At 43.1% G+C, this 16,045-nt stretch carries 18 protein-coding genes, 2 tRNA genes and 1 pseudogene; 15 read left to right on the plus strand and 6 right to left on the minus strand.

Translation table 11 applies throughout. The features are described from left to right. Positions 1 to 34: 34 nt before the first annotated feature. Entirely contained in the window at positions 35 to 430 is a 396-nt protein-coding gene (locus HN980_03880; protein ID MBT6928618.1) for a hypothetical protein, read from the minus strand. A 339-nt stretch (positions 431 to 769) separates the two neighbouring features. Here HN980_03880 and HN980_03885 point away from each other — a divergent pair, with 339 nt between their 5' ends. From HN980_03885 to HN980_03900, 4 genes are read left to right on the plus strand one after another with little or no spacing between them, the layout of a single operon-like run. Further along, entirely contained in the window at positions 770 to 1,624 is an 855-nt protein-coding gene (locus HN980_03885) for a TIGR00159 family protein (GenBank protein ID MBT6928619.1), read from the plus strand. Then, complete coding sequence (locus HN980_03890) at positions 1,621 to 2,883, plus strand: hypothetical protein (protein ID MBT6928620.1); 1,263 nt, start codon at positions 1,621 to 1,623, stop codon at positions 2,881 to 2,883. Before HN980_03885 ends, HN980_03890 begins: the two co-directional genes overlap by 4 nt. Then, a complete protein-coding gene (locus tag HN980_03895; protein MBT6928621.1) occupies positions 2,880 to 4,016 on the plus strand; it encodes a glycosyltransferase family 4 protein in 1,137 nt (378 codons plus the stop codon). The genes HN980_03890 and HN980_03895 overlap by 4 nt, the downstream gene beginning before the upstream one ends. An 8-nt stretch (positions 4,017 to 4,024) precedes the next feature. Further along, a complete protein-coding gene (locus HN980_03900; protein MBT6928622.1) occupies positions 4,025 to 5,365 on the plus strand; it encodes a hypothetical protein in 1,341 nt (446 codons plus the stop codon). A gap of 35 nt (positions 5,366 to 5,400) precedes the next feature. On the opposite strand, the gene HN980_03905 is transcribed toward HN980_03900, so the two are convergent. After that, positions 5,401 to 6,126, minus strand: a complete 726-nt coding sequence (locus HN980_03905; GenBank protein MBT6928623.1) for a 16S rRNA (uracil(1498)-N(3))-methyltransferase — start codon at positions 6,124 to 6,126, stop codon at positions 5,401 to 5,403. A gap of 11 nt (positions 6,127 to 6,137) precedes the next feature. Here HN980_03905 and HN980_03910 point away from each other — a divergent pair, with 11 nt between their 5' ends. Together HN980_03910 and HN980_03915 are read left to right on the plus strand one after the other, a co-directional pair. Then, positions 6,138 to 6,683: a DUF192 domain-containing protein gene (locus HN980_03910; GenBank protein ID MBT6928624.1), complete on the plus strand. Its 546-nt coding sequence runs from the start codon at positions 6,138 to 6,140 to the stop codon at positions 6,681 to 6,683. A 60-nt stretch (positions 6,684 to 6,743) separates the two neighbouring features. Next, positions 6,744 to 7,121 (plus strand): hypothetical protein, encoded by a 378-nt coding sequence (locus HN980_03915; protein ID MBT6928625.1) that lies wholly within the window; start codon positions 6,744 to 6,746, stop codon positions 7,119 to 7,121. 2 nt (positions 7,122 to 7,123) lie between these two features. Here HN980_03915 and HN980_03920 read toward each other — a convergent pair whose 3' ends face one another. Next, on the minus strand, positions 7,124 to 7,555 hold the full coding sequence (locus tag HN980_03920) for a hypothetical protein (GenBank protein ID MBT6928626.1): 432 nt from the start codon (positions 7,553 to 7,555) through the stop codon (positions 7,124 to 7,126). A 105-nt stretch (positions 7,556 to 7,660) separates the two neighbouring features. Between HN980_03920 and rlmN the strand changes: the two genes are divergently transcribed. Continuing rightward, positions 7,661 to 8,743, plus strand: coding sequence for a 23S rRNA (adenine(2503)-C(2))-methyltransferase RlmN (rlmN, locus tag HN980_03925; GenBank protein ID MBT6928627.1), 1,083 nt, complete (start codon positions 7,661 to 7,663; stop codon positions 8,741 to 8,743). Between the two features lie 87 nt (positions 8,744 to 8,830). On the opposite strand, the gene HN980_03930 is transcribed toward rlmN, so the two are convergent. Then, positions 8,831 to 9,586 (minus strand): tRNA 2-thiocytidine biosynthesis protein TtcA, encoded by a 756-nt coding sequence (locus HN980_03930; protein MBT6928628.1) that lies wholly within the window; start codon positions 9,584 to 9,586, stop codon positions 8,831 to 8,833. A gap of 81 nt (positions 9,587 to 9,667) precedes the next feature. Here HN980_03930 and HN980_03935 point away from each other — a divergent pair. From HN980_03935 to HN980_03945, 3 genes and pseudogenes are all read left to right on the plus strand, one after another. Beyond that, a pseudogene (locus HN980_03935) lies at positions 9,668 to 9,748 on the plus strand (SEC-C domain-containing protein). Positions 9,749 to 10,035: 287 nt separating this feature from the next. Then, positions 10,036 to 10,108: transfer RNA gene (locus HN980_03940), tRNA-Thr, on the plus strand. Positions 10,109 to 10,148: 40 nt separating this feature from the next. After that, positions 10,149 to 10,231, plus strand: a tRNA-Tyr gene (locus HN980_03945). A 51-nt stretch (positions 10,232 to 10,282) separates the two neighbouring features. On the opposite strand, the gene rsgA is transcribed toward HN980_03945, so the two are convergent. Continuing rightward, positions 10,283 to 11,350, minus strand: a complete 1,068-nt coding sequence (rsgA, locus tag HN980_03950) for a ribosome small subunit-dependent GTPase A (protein ID MBT6928629.1) — start codon at positions 11,348 to 11,350, stop codon at positions 10,283 to 10,285. A gap of 502 nt (positions 11,351 to 11,852) precedes the next feature. After that, positions 11,853 to 12,953, minus strand: a complete 1,101-nt coding sequence (locus tag HN980_03955; GenBank protein ID MBT6928630.1) for a Fic family protein — start codon at positions 12,951 to 12,953, stop codon at positions 11,853 to 11,855. A gap of 413 nt (positions 12,954 to 13,366) precedes the next feature. Between HN980_03955 and HN980_03960 the strand changes: the two genes are divergently transcribed. The 5 genes from HN980_03960 (at position 13,367) to HN980_03980 (ending at position 15,902) form a co-directional block, all read left to right on the plus strand. Beyond that, positions 13,367 to 13,663 carry a plasmid maintenance system killer protein gene (locus tag HN980_03960; protein MBT6928631.1) on the plus strand — a complete coding sequence of 99 codons (297 nt, stop codon included), beginning with the start codon at positions 13,367 to 13,369 and terminating at the stop codon, positions 13,661 to 13,663. A 13-nt stretch (positions 13,664 to 13,676) separates the two neighbouring features. After that, positions 13,677 to 13,985, plus strand: coding sequence for a HigA family addiction module antidote protein (locus HN980_03965; protein MBT6928632.1), 309 nt, complete (start codon positions 13,677 to 13,679; stop codon positions 13,983 to 13,985). A gap of 42 nt (positions 13,986 to 14,027) precedes the next feature. Further along, positions 14,028 to 14,675, plus strand: coding sequence for a 3'-5' exonuclease (locus HN980_03970; protein ID MBT6928633.1), 648 nt, complete (start codon positions 14,028 to 14,030; stop codon positions 14,673 to 14,675). Between the two features lies 1 nt (position 14,676). Next, positions 14,677 to 14,931, plus strand: coding sequence for a Smr/MutS family protein (locus HN980_03975; protein MBT6928634.1), 255 nt, complete (start codon positions 14,677 to 14,679; stop codon positions 14,929 to 14,931). Between the two features lie 341 nt (positions 14,932 to 15,272). Beyond that, positions 15,273 to 15,902, plus strand: a complete 630-nt coding sequence (locus HN980_03980) for a hypothetical protein (protein MBT6928635.1) — start codon at positions 15,273 to 15,275, stop codon at positions 15,900 to 15,902. Positions 15,903 to 16,045: the final 143 nt, after the last annotated feature.

A 16,045-nucleotide genomic window follows, 5' to 3' on the forward strand; every position in this document is an offset into this window, starting at 1 on the left:
ATGATAACAGAGAAAGCGGTTTATTTGCCAGAACTTAAGCAGACAATGTATTCAAATTAATTTCAACGCCATCGTCTTGATATATGTCTTTATGTTGGACGTATATCCTACGGAGGCGTGATTTATTATCGAATTGTAGGATAAACTCCAGCCACCCGTTACGGAAGTAATAGGAATATACGGAATTATATGCGAAGACATCCTTTCTTACAGCACCGTTAAAAACTGCTTCGGCTTTTTCTCTAGGCATAAAGCGTTTTAGGCGTTTAGGGCGGATTTTTGGACTTATAAGGAAGCGCATAAGATCTTCGAAAGCGATCTTTTTTTGCGGGAGATCGATGCCCAAAGCAAGGGAAATATCCGCAGGCAACGACACTGGATAGTACCATCGCATCCGCAGAGTAGAAAAAAGCTCTAAGATCTTCAGCATGTTATTATTACATCGGCGTCTGCCGCCATTATTATAATTAATCTTCTAACAATCTCAGTTAAAATTGTATCTTTCTCTTTTAAAAAAAGCAATGGTATTTTCATACTTTTTCATCTTTTTTCTTTATTCTTTTAGCGACATTGAGTTGCGATGATATTGTACTACCTTCGAAATTCTCAAGAAATTATGTAGTTGCTTTTATTACTGTGATCTATTAATATTATTTTTAGTATCATACGTCGTAGATTGGCTCTATCTTGTGGTTTATAGTCCTAGATTGTGCTTTTTGTGGTGATACGTACAAAAAAAAGCAATGAAGGCACAGGGTTATATCGCGTCATGTTATTGGGACTTTTCCAAGCTTTGATACCGTTCTTTGAGATAGTGACTATCGCTATCTTGTTCAACTTCCTGCTTTCATTTTTCTGGAACACTCGTGCCATGGACCTTGCTTTTGGGTTTTTAGCGTTCCTTCTTATTTTTGTCTTGGTGAGCTGGCTCAACCTCCCTGTTTTGGAGAAGTTGATGTTCCAGATTGTAAATGTTGCTGTTTTTGCTATCCTTATCATCTTCCAGCCGGAGCTACGCCTTGCCCTTGCCAAGCTGAGTTTCAAGAGCAAGAAATACCGTGCTAGCACTGAGTTCGAGCATTTCCTTGAGAACATTGCCTTTTCGGTATACCGTCTTGCGGAGAAAAAGGTCGGCGCTCTTATTGTCCTTGAAAACCAAGAGACTCTCGACGAATACGTCAAAAAGTCTGTGGTTCTCAATGCTGACTTTTCTTCGGAGCTTTTAGAGTCGGTATTCATGACGACGACGCCTCTCCACGACGGTGCTGTCATTATAAGGAATTCAACGATACTATCGGCAGCGACGATATTACCTTTAGCGGAAGACACTTTTCAGGTTACGAAGTCTATGGGAACGCGTCATCGTGCTGGCCTTGGGATGAGTCAGACCTCCGACGCTATCATCATCGTCGTCTCCGAAGAGAGCGGCAAAGTATCTCTCGCCCGTGAGGGTATTATGACACGCGGCATCAAAGTCGACCGTTTCAAAGGGATTTTACGCAGTGTTTTCACCGTCCCTCATAGTATGACGACTACTCTGCCGAAGAAAAAAACTTTACCGCAATATCTTATGTCACGTTTCACAAACAATACCACGAAAGAAAGTGAGGGTTCCAAAGCATGAAGCTTTCTATCAGAGAATTCCTTACTAGAAACTGGAAGCAATATATTATCTCGTTGATCGCTGCGGTGTTTGTATGGTCGCTCGTCAATCATTCTATAACGACGACGCGTACCATCCCCAACGTACAGATTAAGATCATCAATCTTCCCGAAGACAAGACGTCGAAGAAGCTGCTTCCTTCTGGCCATCTTATGCAGCGCATATCGCTGACGATCAAAGGTAGGAAGTCCATCCTCGAAAAGCTCAAGCCCGAAGACCTCGAGATCGTCCTCGATGCTTCTGATAAACCCGACGACTGGCTTATCGACATCGACAAGAAGAACCTCGTCAGCAAGAACCCTGACATCGATCTTGTCCACAACATTTCTACTGTCCACCACAACGAGCTTTTCATCAGGCTCAGCAAGCTTGTCACCGAAGAGATTGAGATACACATACGTTCTCCTATCGGCGAGCCTCCTCCTGGCTACCAATGGCTTGACGTATGGCCACAAGACCTGAAGTATACTGTCAGCGGTCCTAAAGAAGAGGTTTTGGACTTCAAAAGCAAGGGAACTTCTCTTGTCTTCGATCTTGGCAATATCAGCAAAGACGACCTCGACGAGCTTGAAACCGACGAGCATCCTTTCCGCAAAGACGAGGTCGTTTATTATGTCCCTGACTCGTGGAAACATATATCCGTTCCTTTCTATCATGGTTCTCGCGTCCCTGTTGACACTCCAGAAGCTGAGAAGCTTCAGATAACGTTTTTAAAGAAACAGTTCATCCCTATTGATAGGAACATACCACTACGAGTATTTTTTCCTACCGAGCATATTTCTTCGTTAAACCCCGAAAATTGTTCTTTTGCCGAGGGTGAAATCGTTTCAAAAGGTAGAGGCGTATCATATCTTACTATTCCTCTTTTTGCTGGAAATGTCAGTAAGCTTTTCCTCGACATTGTAAGTGACAACATTGAGCTCTTCATCATAGCGGCTCCTAATGAAGAGCGCGAGACGTTGCGGTGGACGATACAATTTATCGACGTTATTTCTATGGAAAACAAATATGTTTCTATGATGATGGACGACAGCATCAGGATGAAGGATTTGACATTGCCTAGGCACCTCCGCGAAAAGCAGCTACGCGATCGCTTCAAAAAATACATGGGAGACCTGGAATTTTACAAAGCCAACGAAAATTCTTTCCGTCTTGACGCCAGGCTTCAGGACGACAGCATCATCCTCAAAGACGTTTCTGGTGTAGGTCTTGGGCAATGACGAACGTCGTCCTGTTAAAGAGCAATGTTGCCAATCGTGGTGGCGTTGAGAAATACACATCACGCCTTGCTGATGCTTTCGCTGATCGTGGATGTACAGTGACGGTATTGACCTCTGGCGAGCCACCGTCATCGTCGGAGAAGGTATCGTATGAGATCGTCTCCAAGAGACGTTTCCTATCATATTATGACATCGTATCTTTCGACAGAGGGTGTATGTCATGGCTCGGCAGCAATGGATATGATGTTGTCTTCGGGATGGACCGTCACAGCTTCCAGACGCACTATCGTGCCGGCAATGGCGTCCATGCTGCATATCTTGACAGGCGCCGTGCTACGGCTTCTTCGTTGAAGCGCCTTTCTTTTGCTGTAAATCCCCTTCACAGAAAAATTCTTTCTTTAGAGAAGTCTACATACGAAGGGAAGTCCTTGCGCCGTCTTTTCACAAACTCTGCTATGGTCCGCGACGAAATTTTGTCATACTATACCGTCAACCCCAAAAAAATCTCCGTCATACATAATGGCGTAGAATGGTCTGAGATGGGTAATGCCTTTGACTTATGGCCTTCGGAGCGTTGTAAGCTATTAAAGCGCTTCGGCGTTACCGACGAATCATATCATTTCCTTTTCGTCGGCGGTGGTTTTAAGCGCAAGGGTCTCGACCTTCTGCTTAGGGCGCTGTCATTATTGCCACGCCGTGACTTTGTTCTTTCTGTCGTCGGTGCCGACAAAAATCTTAAAGAGTTTTCTTCCCTTGCCGAAGATCTTGGCATTGGCAGCAATGTACATTTCTTTGGCGCTCGAGATGATGTCATAGACTTCTACAAAGTCGCCGACGCTCTTGTTATACCTTCGAACTACGATCCTTTCGCTAATGTCACCGTCGAAGCTCTTGCTATGGGGGTTTTTGTCGTGACGTCGAAGAGCAATGGCGGCCATGAAGTTATTACAAGCGATACTGGAGCTATCCTCGAAGACCTTTATGATGCCGAAGGTTTCGCTGCTACTCTTGCTATGGCGATGGAACGCCCCAAGACGCCATCGCAGGCCTCGGCGATACGTAATAGCGTCAAACATCTTGACTTTTCTCATCAGCTTGATACTATAGTCACCGAAACACTCGAAACCATGTGAACTTTGCTATGATCTCTACAATAAAGTATGCAATCTCATACTCGCTGCTGCGGTGTGTCATCTTTCCGTTGTCACTGCTGCCATACTCTATGTTGCGATCCCTTGGGAGGTTTATCGGTACGGCGGGGTATCTTTTCGCCAAGAAACACCGTAAACAGACCCTTAACAACCTTGCCTTGGCACGCAGTCTCGACCTTTCGAATGACGACGCCCATACCATAGCAAAAGAGTCGTTTCAGAATCTATGTGTTGTCACTCTTGAGTTGTTTCGCCTTGGAAGGCGGCGTTGTCTCGACGATATTATCTCGTGCGAAAACCCTAAGGTCTTGGAACGCCTTTGTTCCGACGAAAAGGGCTTCGTAGTTTTCTGTGCACACCAAGCTAACTGGGAGCTTACCTTCCTACACATGTCGTCATATGGCTATGGTGTCGGCATCGGCAAGCCTCAGAAAAACCCTTTTTTATACCGTTGGCTTCTTGGCATCAGGGAGATGTTCGGCGGCACCATCGTAGACCATAAAAACGCCTTGTCACCATGTGTAAAAGCTTTGAAACAAGGACATCTTGTCGGGATCGTCGCCGACCAGGGCTTCCCTGAAAGTTCATACTCCACAGATTTCTTCGGGACAAAGGCATCTTCTTCTATGGCCCCGGCCCTTCTCGCCTATAAAGCTGACGCGAACCTTTGTGTCGCTACGATATACCGCAACGACAGCGGAAACTATACTATCAGATACTCTGAGCCTATCGTCCCCGACACCTCAAAGCCTTTCAAAGAAGAAGTCCCTGCTATTATGGACGACGCCATTAAAATCGTCGAAAAAGGCATCAGCGAACACCCGGGGCAGTGGTTGTGGCAGCATAAGCGTTGGAAACAACACCAACATCACCATGCGAAAAGGCAATATCGCTATGATACTGTCGGCATCGTCATGCCAAAAGAACGTAAGTTCTTCGACATCGTAAATAAAGCACTTCCACTTTTCAGGGCGATATATCCCAAAGGTATGTTCTCCATTATGGTCCCCGAAGAATATCGTGAAGAGGTTTCTTTCGACGGTGCCAAAATACTCCCCTACAAAACGATAAGCGATGCCCTCATCGACGACTACTTCCTGCAGATAGTCTTCGACTTCTCCGGCGCCGACAGCGTCGTAGGCCACTACAAACGCTTCTCTATAGCTGGAGCTATCCCTTTAAAAAGCATGGTAGAAAAAACACTGTCGCACGAATATTTCCTCGAAGACCTTGCCACTACAATCATCGAAAGCCACAGGACAAAAGCAGAGGTTTTTAGCGACATCGGACACTCCCCCAAAATAAACCCTATCTTCCCACTAGAAGCCTGATCAGTGACCAGTGAACAATACTTACTTTTAATTGATCATTGATCATTGATCATTGAAAAATGACTTATGAGGCTCAGCGCCATAAGGGATGCTGTATCGGTACGTAGGATGTTATTGTGGAGTTTAACGCCTATAGCGCCAAGGTCCCGCAATATCTTATCTTCTCCATCGGAAAAACCGCTCTCGGGTCCTACTGCGAAGATAATATCGCCGTCGCCACGATCTTCCCATGCTTTTGAAAGCAAAGGCGCTGTAGGGTCTATGTCGCCGAAAAATATAGTGCCGTCGATGCCATTCCATTTGCTGATCGGTGGCATCTCGACGACGTCAGGAAGCCACAACCTGCCGCATTGTTTCATAGCAGAAACCATCACCGTCGTGATACGACGGCGCTGATTGTCGCTTATAGACTTTTTCTCGCTCCTGTCTCCGTGGAACAGCCACAAAACCGACATCCCCAGCTCCGTACCTTTTTCAAGGATAATGTCGAGACGGCTTAACCGCGGCATCGCCTGCGCCAATATTACCTGCGGCGTAGGCCTTTCGAAAAACTCTACGCTCTTGATGGCGAGTGATGCGTGACGTTTTGTCACGGCATCAATGGTTGCGGTGGCGAGGTAACCCTTGCCATTGACGACCTCGACGGTGTCGCCGACGCCGCAACGCATAGCCTTGGTAAGGTGGGTGAATTCCTGGCCTTCCACGACGATATTATCACCTTCGACAAGAGTGCTATCGACAAAAAAACGATCTGCTGGCATAGTCTGTTCCTATGATACTTTTACTATATAATATACGATACGCCCTTATCAGCACAATAGTTACTATGCTGCTGACGACGTCGCTATTAGCGTCTTCTGAATCATATGGCACGGAAATATCGCTAGAGCATGCAACTACCGCCGAAGAGATACAGTGGGGTCTTATGGCCCGCGAAACGCTGCCAGACAATACAGGGATGCTTTTCTCCTTCAAAAAAAAACAGATACAGACAATGTGGAGCTTCGGATGTCTGTTCGACATATCGGTAGCTTTCCTCGACGACAAAGGCACCATCACAGAAATTCACACACTGCGGGCATTTCCCGAGAAGATGGACCCATCGCGTCCTGTCAACACCCTCCAAGACCTAAAAAAATACTATTACAATGACCCTATCGTCGTGTTTTTCAATAAAAACAATATATCGTCACATAAGAAGACACGCTATGCATTAGAGGTTATGTCTGGCTGGTTTGATGACAATAACATCACCGTCGGGGATAAGCTTTTATGGGAAAAAAAATCTCCTCAAGGTGTTATAATATCAGAGCATTGATTGTTTGACTTTTATCACATCAAAAAAATAATATAGTGGAAAACAGTCAGGAGGCTCCTTATGACGTCATATATCGAAACAGAAAAACGCGCTCGCGTAGCACGAGGATTATCGAATGGAATCTTTTTCTTCGGCCTTGCAATAATACACTACTTCAACAGGTGGTGGCCTGACATCATGCTTCTCTTCGCCATACAGTTTTTCATACGCTTCGGCTTCCAGAAGAAGATCGTCACCTGCATAACTAGTGTCGTTGTAACGCTAGGGATATATTTTCTAGTACGTTTTGGGGAGATATTCCCGCATCTGCAGGTGTCTCCTGCTGTGATCGTTTTCGTCGGCATAGGGATTATAACGTTGATACGTGGCTTTTCCGGTAAAGACAACAGCACAATACGCTCTATCGTCGTAGAAAAGCGCGGCGAAGAAAACCAATAAAATTATACGAGCTGTACAACTTCGTAAGCTTTTGGAATTGATGTCATAAGGCGCGATAATTGCATTCTAGACTCATGAAGAACATCAGAACAAAGACGATGAAGAAATAAATCTGTTTCCTTAAGTTTTTCTCTAATGTCTTCTGCTTCCCTAACTATCGCCTCTTGCCATCTATCAGCAACACGAAGAACCTGTTCTGAAGCTAAAATCTCAGTATAATCACAAGGTTTTCTTGTGTCACAATATGCCAACACATTCATAGGATATGTTGTTCTATATTCTTCCATTGGAACAGCAACAACACTGTTGAATAACGATTTCGCTGCTGAAACATCGTAAAAAGTAACAGTCTGCTCTTCCTTAGCTACGTAGATTTCCTCAGGAGCACACTCCACAACATCAGCTTTAGCAGTAACATATATTCTTTCTACCATCGTATTACCTCATAATAATTTGTATATATAATACAACAATATACCCTTATAAGTCAATTGTTTACTTGCTTTTTTAGGCTATACCATGGTATGCTTTTTGATATTATGGACATATATAGTACTACACTACCAGCACTAGAAGAATGGCTCGTCGCCAACGGAGAAAAACCCTTCCGCGCCAAGCAGATATTCCAATGGCTCTACGAGAAAAACGCCTCTTCGTGGGAAGATATGAGCAACGTCAGCAAAAGCCTCCGCGATGCTCTCTCCGAAGATTTCAGGATCTCAACAATATCGCCAGCAAATACCGTCGACTCCAACGACGCCGAGACGGCAAAATACCTGTGGAAACTCGACGACAACCTCATGGTAGAATCCGTCCTTATATCTTCAGAAAAACGACGTACGGTATGCGTCTCGACACAAGTCGGATGTCCAGCACGTTGTGCTTTCTGCGCTTCAGGACGTAAAGGCTTCTTCAGGAACCTGACAACAGCAGAAATCGTCGAACAGGTCGTCGCCATCGACACCATCCTCAACGAAAAAGACGAGCGCGTGTCACACGTCGTCTTCATGGGAATGGGCGAGCCCCTAGAGAACTACGACGCCGTCATCGCAGCAATACGTCTATTCATCGACCCCAATGCCCTCGCCCTATCACAGCGCCGTATAACAGTGTCTACCGTCGGTGTCGTAGAGAAAATATACGCCCTCGCCGAAGAAGGCCTAAAAGTCAACCTCGTCCTATCTCTCCACGCACCAGAACAAACCCTCCGCACAAAGATAATCCCATACGCAAAACGCTACGACCTCAAAGATATCCTCAAAGCCATGGACCACTATTCCTCCACAACAAAACGCGATATAACATACGAATATACCCTCCTCCGCGATATCAACGACTCCCCCGCCGACGCCAAAGCCCTAATCGCCCTACTACGCCACCGACAATGCACAGTAAACCTCATCCCATACAACGCCGTAGAAGGTCTCCCATACCAACGACCACCCTCCAACACAATAAAACACTTCTACGACACCCTAACAAAACATAAAATAATAACGACCTGCCGATATACCAAAGGTGATGACATCAACGCCGCATGCGGCCAACTAGCGTTAATGGCGAGGGCCCTGCCCTCACCGCTCCCGCCAGAGGAGAAGTTCTCCTCTGGGCTCCCCATGTAGGCGACAAAGAAAAGAACAAAGGCGAGACGCTTTTGCTCTTTTGTTTTGCCGAGGGTTTGCAAAGGGCTCGCTCTTTGCCGCGGATTGTTAAGGTCGCGGAGGCCTTGACATTGTGGCGGACTTATTGGAGCCGTAGGTTTGCACAGCGTGGGCGATGTTTTTGCGGGCATTTGGGAAGGTATCTTCGATGTCTGTGATGATATCGTCGACTTTTTTTCGTAGGGAGTTCTGGCCGACGGGGCATTGGCATGTTATGCGGTTGAAGCCGTGTTGTTTTGCGAAGGTTTTTATATCGTTTTCTGCGACGTATATTAGGGGGCGCACTATTGTGACGCCATATTTTTTCATGAGCAGCTTGGGGAGGTTTCCGGCGAACTCTCCTTTGTGGAGCATATTCATCATAGTGGTTTGGATGTTATCATCGCGGTGGTGTCCGAAGGCTATCGTTGTTGTTCCGGCTTCTTTTGCGGCGTCGAATATTAGCGAGCGACGTTCTCGCGAGCATCTGTAGCATTCGAGGTTCTCAAGGGTTTGTGTGGAATGACAGACGATGAAGTTGACGTCGAGTTCGCGGCATACTGCTCGTAGCATATTTTCGTCTACGCCGGCACCGCAGGAATATTCTCCGGCGACGTATATTGCATGGATTTTTATGTCGGGAAATCCACGGCCTATTATTGCTTTTAGCATATATAGTAGCGTCATGCTATCTTTTCCGCCGCTGAGGGCGACGGCGATGCTGTCGATTCCTTCGATGATAGCAAAGTCGTATAGGGCTTTACGCATAGTGCTTTCGATCTTTTTCCCGCACTGTTTCCATGGTGGTGTCGCGATGGGTATCATACTCTTATCCTTCTGATATTCAATTCGTTTGCATTATAATACTTGGGCTGTTATTTTATTACCATAAACAGTTTTATTGAGGGTGTTATTATCGTGGCAAAGAAATTAAATCGTAATAGTCCGTGTCCTTGTGGGTCTGGAAAGAAATACAAGAAGTGCTGCTGGGATAGCGACCAGAAGAAAGAGCTTGGCGACCGCAAGCTTTCTAATATGGTCTCGGAAAACAACCCGTACTGTAAAAAGATGGGCGGAATATTCTCAAATTTGAAGAATATGAACAAAAGCCTCAAAGAACTTCAAGAAGAAGCCAAAAATCTTCCTGAAGAATCCCCTGACGACCCTTCCGAGATGTCCGAACTTAAGAAGATCATCACAAAAGGATAGAAATTAGGGTCAAAACCTCTTGTATAAAATACTACAATTTTGCTATAACGTTACTTCTTACCAATGCTGGTGTAGCTCAACTGGTAGAGCATCCGACTTGTAATCGGACGGTTGTGGGTTCAAGTCCTTCCGCCAGCATCATTACATCTTGAGAACGACTCAGTGTCGTCACTTTTTTGGGGGTGTCGCATAGTGGCCAATTGCGGCGGACTGTAACTCCGCTTCCTTACGGATACGTTGGTTCGAATCCAACCGCCCCCATCGATTGAAAAGCAGAATCGAAAGGTTCTGCTTTTTCATCTCCTCAAACACCTAATATTTCCGCTTACCTTTCATCACTGATTTAGTCATCTTGCCAAAAGCCTTATCCTTCTTTCTTTTTTCAAGGTAAGACATTTTATTAAAGTCCGACTCTTTTTGCATTTTTACATAATTTTCATACCGATTCTCAGCCAGATCACCTTTTTTGAGAGCTGCCAATATTGCACACCCTTTTTCATTGGTGTGAGAACAGTCTGTAAATTTACATTGCTGAGCCAGCTCTAGCACCTCAGAAAATGTCTCATCAAGACCAATATCAACAGACATACTGCCCAGCTCTCTCATTCCGGGAGTATCTATAAGCAAAGCTCCGTTCTTTATCTGTACTAATTCTCGACTTGTTGTAGTGTGCCTACCTTTGCAGTGTTTTTGGCTTAAAGTCTGTGTATTAAACTGCTCGCTACCTAAAAGGCTGTTTAAAAGGGTCGTTTTTCCAACTCCCGATGAGCCAAGCAGACAATAACTCTGCCCTGGCAGCAACGAATCCTTAATTGCATCCGTATTTTCTTTCTTCATGTTGCTAAAAGGCACTACTGTCGTATGAGGAGTGATTCTTTGAATATCTTTCTTCACTTCCTCAACCTTATCTTGAGATACCAGATCACACTTGCTGAGTAGTATTACCGGAACGATCCCACTCTCGTTTACCATTACCAGGTACCTCTCCAATCTTCTAAGATTTAGATTGAGATCTGTCGATTGCATGATAAGAGCGATATCGATATTCGCTGCTATCAGCTGAAAATCCACCAGCTTCCCCGCGGTTTTTCTTTTTAGCAAAGTTTTCCTCGGCAGCACTCCATGGATTCTCGCATAGGAGTCATTGTCACAAAAATCAACATATACCCAGTCACCCGTTGTAGGAATGTCCAAAGAAGAGCTTGATCGATAAGATAAATTTCCTGACAGCTCAGCAAATGTTTCTCTATGGCCCTTTGTTACGATATAGCTATCTTTGTGCACTGATACGACACGCGCGATTTCATGGGTAGCAGCCTTATCAGCATCAACATGAGTGCGAAACCAATCATTATACCCTATACGTTCTAAGTCGTTCATATTTTTTTTTTACATTCCTTGTGGTAAAGCATACTTTTAATTCGATGAACGCATCGAAACTCCTGATTGCTACACAATGATGTTAATTTAAGCATCGGATAGCAATGTTACTTTTCTCAGTAGAAGAGATCGACACTAGTCTTTAGCATAACAGTTATTCTATCGCCAGAACAACTAAAAATCAAGGATCCTACCGGCCCCTCGGTCCCAATCTCTCGTATTTGAATTGAACATTACTGAAACTAATATATCTTTATGCCGCTAGTAATTCAAAATTCGTAAACGGGTGCTGCCGAACAGCAATTCCCCTTGGGGTATAATTGACTGAAAATCGAGAGCCTGTAACTCTGGCGTTCGTAGAGTTTTCCCCAGTCAAAAGTTCTGAACCTGCCCAACCTCCCCCATCCATACTAAAAAAGCAGAACTTTTAGTTCTGCTTTTTTAGTATGAATACTTGCACCCCATTTTACTTGACAGCATACTAGCAATATTTGAAATAATCTTATGATTCAACTATGTTGAGAAGTTTAGTAAAAGCTAATATTGCTGGTTTTTGACCAAGAGGTAATCGTATTACATCAAGAACTTTATGATCTTGTAATATTTTCAAAATTCTTGCGGCAGTAGGCTTTGGAATTTTTGCTCTTTTCTTAAAATCTGAAGATGAAATGATGGGACTTGAAAATAATGTTTCTAATGCAGCTATAGCGTATTGAGACCGTGTCCACTCCGCAACCTGTTCTTTCATTTTATCATACAACTTTAATATAGTGAGCGCTTTCTGTGAGTTTTTTTCCGACTCAAAAGCAATAGCCTTTAAGAAAAAACGTATCCAACCTACCCAATCTCCTTTCTTAGAAATAGCGCTTAATCGGTCATAGTACTCTTCTCTGTTAGTCTCTAAATAAGCACTTAAATAGAAGGTTGGATAGGGAATAACCTTTTTTTCATAAAGAAAAAGTGGAATAAGCATTCGACCTATACGCCCATTACCATCCATGAAAGGATGAATAATTTCGAATTGAGCATGTACAATACTTAACTGCACTAATGGGTCTATATTCTGAGAATGGATATATTTTTCCCAATTATCAAGATGCTTTAGTAATTGAAGCGGAGATGGAGGAATATAGCTTGCATCTTCAATAGAGCTCCCGCGGCTGCCAATGAAGTTCTGGTTCTGGCGAAATTCACCCCGTCTCATATTTTGTCCCCTGACACCTTCTAACAAAACTTTATGTAGATCTTTTATAAGATTTAAGGTGATCGGCTTTAAATTTAGAGCATCTACAGCCGTCGTCATTGCTTTTCTGTAGTTTAAGATTTCATGTATGTCATCATCAGCTTTAGAATTGTGTGTTGGTTTGTCACCAGCTTCGTATTTTAACATGTCTTGTAATGATGCTTGAGTCCCTTCAATTTTTGAGGAAAGAACCGCTTCTTGAGATGTAAGAGGCGAGAGCAACACGAATGGATTGGGAATTCCTTGCAATAAGCCTCCAAATGCAGCGATTTCGCGATTGGCCTTTCCAATTTCAGTTATCATTCCACCAAGATCTAAAAGCTTTAGTGGAAGAGTATCAGGTGTAAATGGTTCTTTCATTGTTATGTCTCATTTGTTATGGGTTAATTCTTTTTCGTCTCATAACGCGCACTATACGAGACGTTAATAATTAATACAAGTCTATTTTTTAGGTTTGATTTGTACTCTTGATCAAGAAATTTTCCCTCTGCACCTCTGTGTCTCATGGGTTGTTGACAAGCTCTATTGTGCGTCATAATCCCTAATTAATGAGACGCTAATTTTTAATAAATAGCGTAGAAAGGATAGGATTGAGAGCGATAGAGTCACAATCAAAAGTTCTGAACCTGTCCAACCGCCCCCATTCTCGTTTAAAGCCTTCACAAGGCCTTTATATTTAAGTGTTTCCAGAGAAGCTTTTCTGAAAATTATTTTCCTGTTGCAATTATATCATTATATGGTATAATGATATTAAATAGAGAAGGGATGCTGTAGTGATTGAATCATTTGCTGACGATGCGACTAATGACGTTTTTGATGGTTTTAATACAAAAAAAGCTCGTAAAAGACTTGATACAGCTCTTTTCCCAGTAGCTAGTCGGAAATTAGATATGATAAATGCTGCGCTCGACCTCGAAGATCTCAAAATACCGCCCTCTAATCATCTCGAGGCTTTAAAAGGAAATTTAAAGGGTAAACATAGTATACGTATTAATGTTAAATATCGGATTGTTTTTCGATGGACAGCTAAAGGTGCGGAAGAAGTAGAAATAACAGATTATCATAAATAACATGGAGAGATGAATGTTTCCAAAAAATAGACAGCCAACTCATCCTGGAGAAGTTTTATGGGAGGAGTTTTTGAAGCCATTAACTATCTCTCAAGAGCACTTTGCTATGCATCTTGGCGGCTCGTGGACTCAGCCTAAGGTTAGCGAAATTGTAAATAAGAAGCGTCGTGTGACGGAGGCTATTGCTTTAGATTTTGCTGACGCTTTTGGAACATCAGCTGAATTTTGGTTGAATTTACAAGCTCAATATGATCTTTGGTTTGCGAAGCAAAATCATGAACAAATTTCGCTGCTTCCTGAATTAAAAGTAGTGGGTTTATAGGTTTTTAATCACAAAAACAAGGGAATATTAAAAAAGGTGTTAATGGAAAACTATTGTACAGAAGTAGGCAAAGAAGTTGTGATATTCGATCTTGAGACGACAGGGCTGTCAACTGATTTTGATCGTATTATAGAGGTTGGAGCATCGATTGTTAAAGATGATGAAATTGTAAGTTCTTTCAGTTCTCTTTGCGATCCAAAAATACCTGTCCCTTATTTCATTACTGGTCTGACAGGGATTTCGGCCACTATGCTACAAGGCCAGCCTTCTCCCAAAGAAGTGATGTCGCGTTTTTACGATTACATAGGCGACAGACCTCTTCTTGCTCACAATGCTTCTTTTGATATCAGGTTTCTCAATGCTGAAATGTATAGGATAGGCAAATGTGTCAACAATCCACTTCTCTGCACGATGTTATTATCACGAAGACTTATCCCAGAGGTTCAGAACCACAAGCTCGGAACCCTCATGAGATATATTGATTTCAACGTTACTCCCGGCCATCAAGAGCACCGCGCTCTTGATGATGTCAAAGCAACTGTTTTCTTATGGATTTATCTAAAAAAGCTGGTGAAAAAGATGACGGGAAATACTCTTAATTTTGATGTAATTCAAGAGCTCAGTCGTACTTCAAAAAACAAGATCCAAAGCAGGCTAAAAATGCTCTCAAAGCAAAGAGGGGCATTATAACATGGCGAAGTTGAAATTAGATTTGCATGATATTTTCAACAAAGGAAAAACTATTGATGAAGAGCTTAATAGAATCGTTGATGAGGCTGTAAAAAAGAAAATTCCTCTCATAGAGATCATTCCTGGCAAAGGAAGCGGCCAGCTTAAGAAAAAGGTGTTACGATTCCTGCAACAACCGCATATTAGAGCATTATATCACCGCGTGGAAAAAGATTCCAAAAATTTTGGCAGAATCTTTGTTCATTTCAAACACTAATCTTTTTTGGTATATACCACTCGGGAATGAAGATTGCCCCAGCCTTCCTATTATGCTATTAAGCTGCTAATAACGAACTGATTAGCTTCACGCTCTCAGCGATACTCCCCCAGTCAAAAGTTCTGAGTCTGCCCAACCGCCCCCAAGTTTTGATTGTAGACTGCAGAATGCAGAATGCTGAATGTTGGTTCGCAAGTCGCGAAGCGATGCGAGTGCCACGCAGTGGCAAGCCCGCAGGGCCGGAGGTGCAGCCTAGTTTAAAAACAGGTTGTAATAATATGTTTTATATGCTAAAATGCAGCCAAAATTATAATTTAACAGTATAAAGGAGAGAGGCTTATATGCAGCCTTCAACAGGTTTTCCAGCAAGAGAGGCTTATATGCAGTCTTCACCAGATTATCCAGCAGCAGTTTCGGGGCCGCCTCAAACAGCGCCAGACCAATATCCTATAAATATAGGAATTCCTGCGTCTCCCACCACTCAAGCGATACAATTAAGAAGACAACAAATAGTGCAAGGCGTCAGAGTCCGTGATTTTGCCAAACAAAAAACGACGATTGTGTATACGTCATTGTTTCTCAGTACTGCTTTTATTCCATTAAGCCTTGTGTTGAAATATCACTTAAGTATTACTAGACCAATCCCTTTTATTATTTATCTATTAGGCGCGACTAATCAGCACTCTACATGGTGTCTGGATAAAATGATACCTCCAAAAAGAGTGATGGAATTTATAAAATCGCCTCAAAACAAACAAATTTTGCTGATTAATTTTGTTGTGTTACCTTTGTTAATAGTGACTGATTCTGCCTTGAAACAGTATCTTGACGATAAAGGCAGTTCTATATTAGCAAACCCAGGAAAAGTTTTACTGTCTGTTATTACTATTATAGCCCTTTTAGAAATATTTTTTAATATCTTTTATAGTTACGAGCGTTTTTTGAAGAAACCAGAAAGCGGCTTGCTTTAAAAAATTAACTTGAGAAGCCTTTCTCGTTGTGAGCGGGCCTGATCCGATTCTCGGCTATGCCACTCCAGTCAAAAGTTCTGAACCTGCCCAACCGCCCCCATTTAAAAAAGAGATCATTTCCTAAGAAATGATCTCTTTTTTTA

This window comes from Waddliaceae bacterium (assembly GCA_018694295.1).
Classification (GTDB): domain Bacteria; phylum Chlamydiota; class Chlamydiia; order Chlamydiales; family JABHNK01; genus JABHNK01.

Excerpts from the sequence above, each read along its gene's own strand:
- HN980_03880 (MBT6928618.1), bottom strand. The coding sequence starts at position 430 with ATGCTGAAGATCTTAGAGCTTTTTTCTACTCTGCGGATGCGATGGTAC.
- HN980_03885 (MBT6928619.1), top strand. The coding sequence starts at position 770 with ATGTTATTGGGACTTTTCCAAGCTTTGATACCGTTCTTTGAGATAGTG.
- HN980_03890 (MBT6928620.1), top strand. The coding sequence starts at position 1,621 with ATGAAGCTTTCTATCAGAGAATTCCTTACTAGAAACTGGAAGCAATAT.
- HN980_03895 (MBT6928621.1), top strand. The coding sequence starts at position 2,880 with ATGACGAACGTCGTCCTGTTAAAGAGCAATGTTGCCAATCGTGGTGGC.
- HN980_03900 (MBT6928622.1), top strand. The coding sequence starts at position 4,025 with ATGATCTCTACAATAAAGTATGCAATCTCATACTCGCTGCTGCGGTGT.
- HN980_03905 (MBT6928623.1), bottom strand. The coding sequence starts at position 6,126 with ATGCCAGCAGATCGTTTTTTTGTCGATAGCACTCTTGTCGAAGGTGAT.
- HN980_03910 (MBT6928624.1), top strand. The coding sequence starts at position 6,138 with ATGATACTTTTACTATATAATATACGATACGCCCTTATCAGCACAATA.
- HN980_03915 (MBT6928625.1), top strand. The coding sequence starts at position 6,744 with ATGACGTCATATATCGAAACAGAAAAACGCGCTCGCGTAGCACGAGGA.
- HN980_03920 (MBT6928626.1), bottom strand. The coding sequence starts at position 7,555 with ATGGTAGAAAGAATATATGTTACTGCTAAAGCTGATGTTGTGGAGTGT.
- rlmN (MBT6928627.1), top strand. The coding sequence starts at position 7,661 with ATGGACATATATAGTACTACACTACCAGCACTAGAAGAATGGCTCGTC.
- HN980_03930 (MBT6928628.1), bottom strand. The coding sequence starts at position 9,586 with ATGATACCCATCGCGACACCACCATGGAAACAGTGCGGGAAAAAGATC.
- rsgA (MBT6928629.1), bottom strand. The coding sequence starts at position 11,350 with ATGAACGACTTAGAACGTATAGGGTATAATGATTGGTTTCGCACTCAT.
- HN980_03955 (MBT6928630.1), bottom strand. The coding sequence starts at position 12,953 with ATGAAAGAACCATTTACACCTGATACTCTTCCACTAAAGCTTTTAGAT.
- HN980_03965 (MBT6928632.1), top strand. The coding sequence starts at position 13,677 with ATGTTTCCAAAAAATAGACAGCCAACTCATCCTGGAGAAGTTTTATGG.
- HN980_03970 (MBT6928633.1), top strand. The coding sequence starts at position 14,028 with ATGGAAAACTATTGTACAGAAGTAGGCAAAGAAGTTGTGATATTCGAT.
- HN980_03975 (MBT6928634.1), top strand. The coding sequence starts at position 14,677 with ATGGCGAAGTTGAAATTAGATTTGCATGATATTTTCAACAAAGGAAAA.
- HN980_03980 (MBT6928635.1), top strand. The coding sequence starts at position 15,273 with ATGCAGCCTTCAACAGGTTTTCCAGCAAGAGAGGCTTATATGCAGTCT.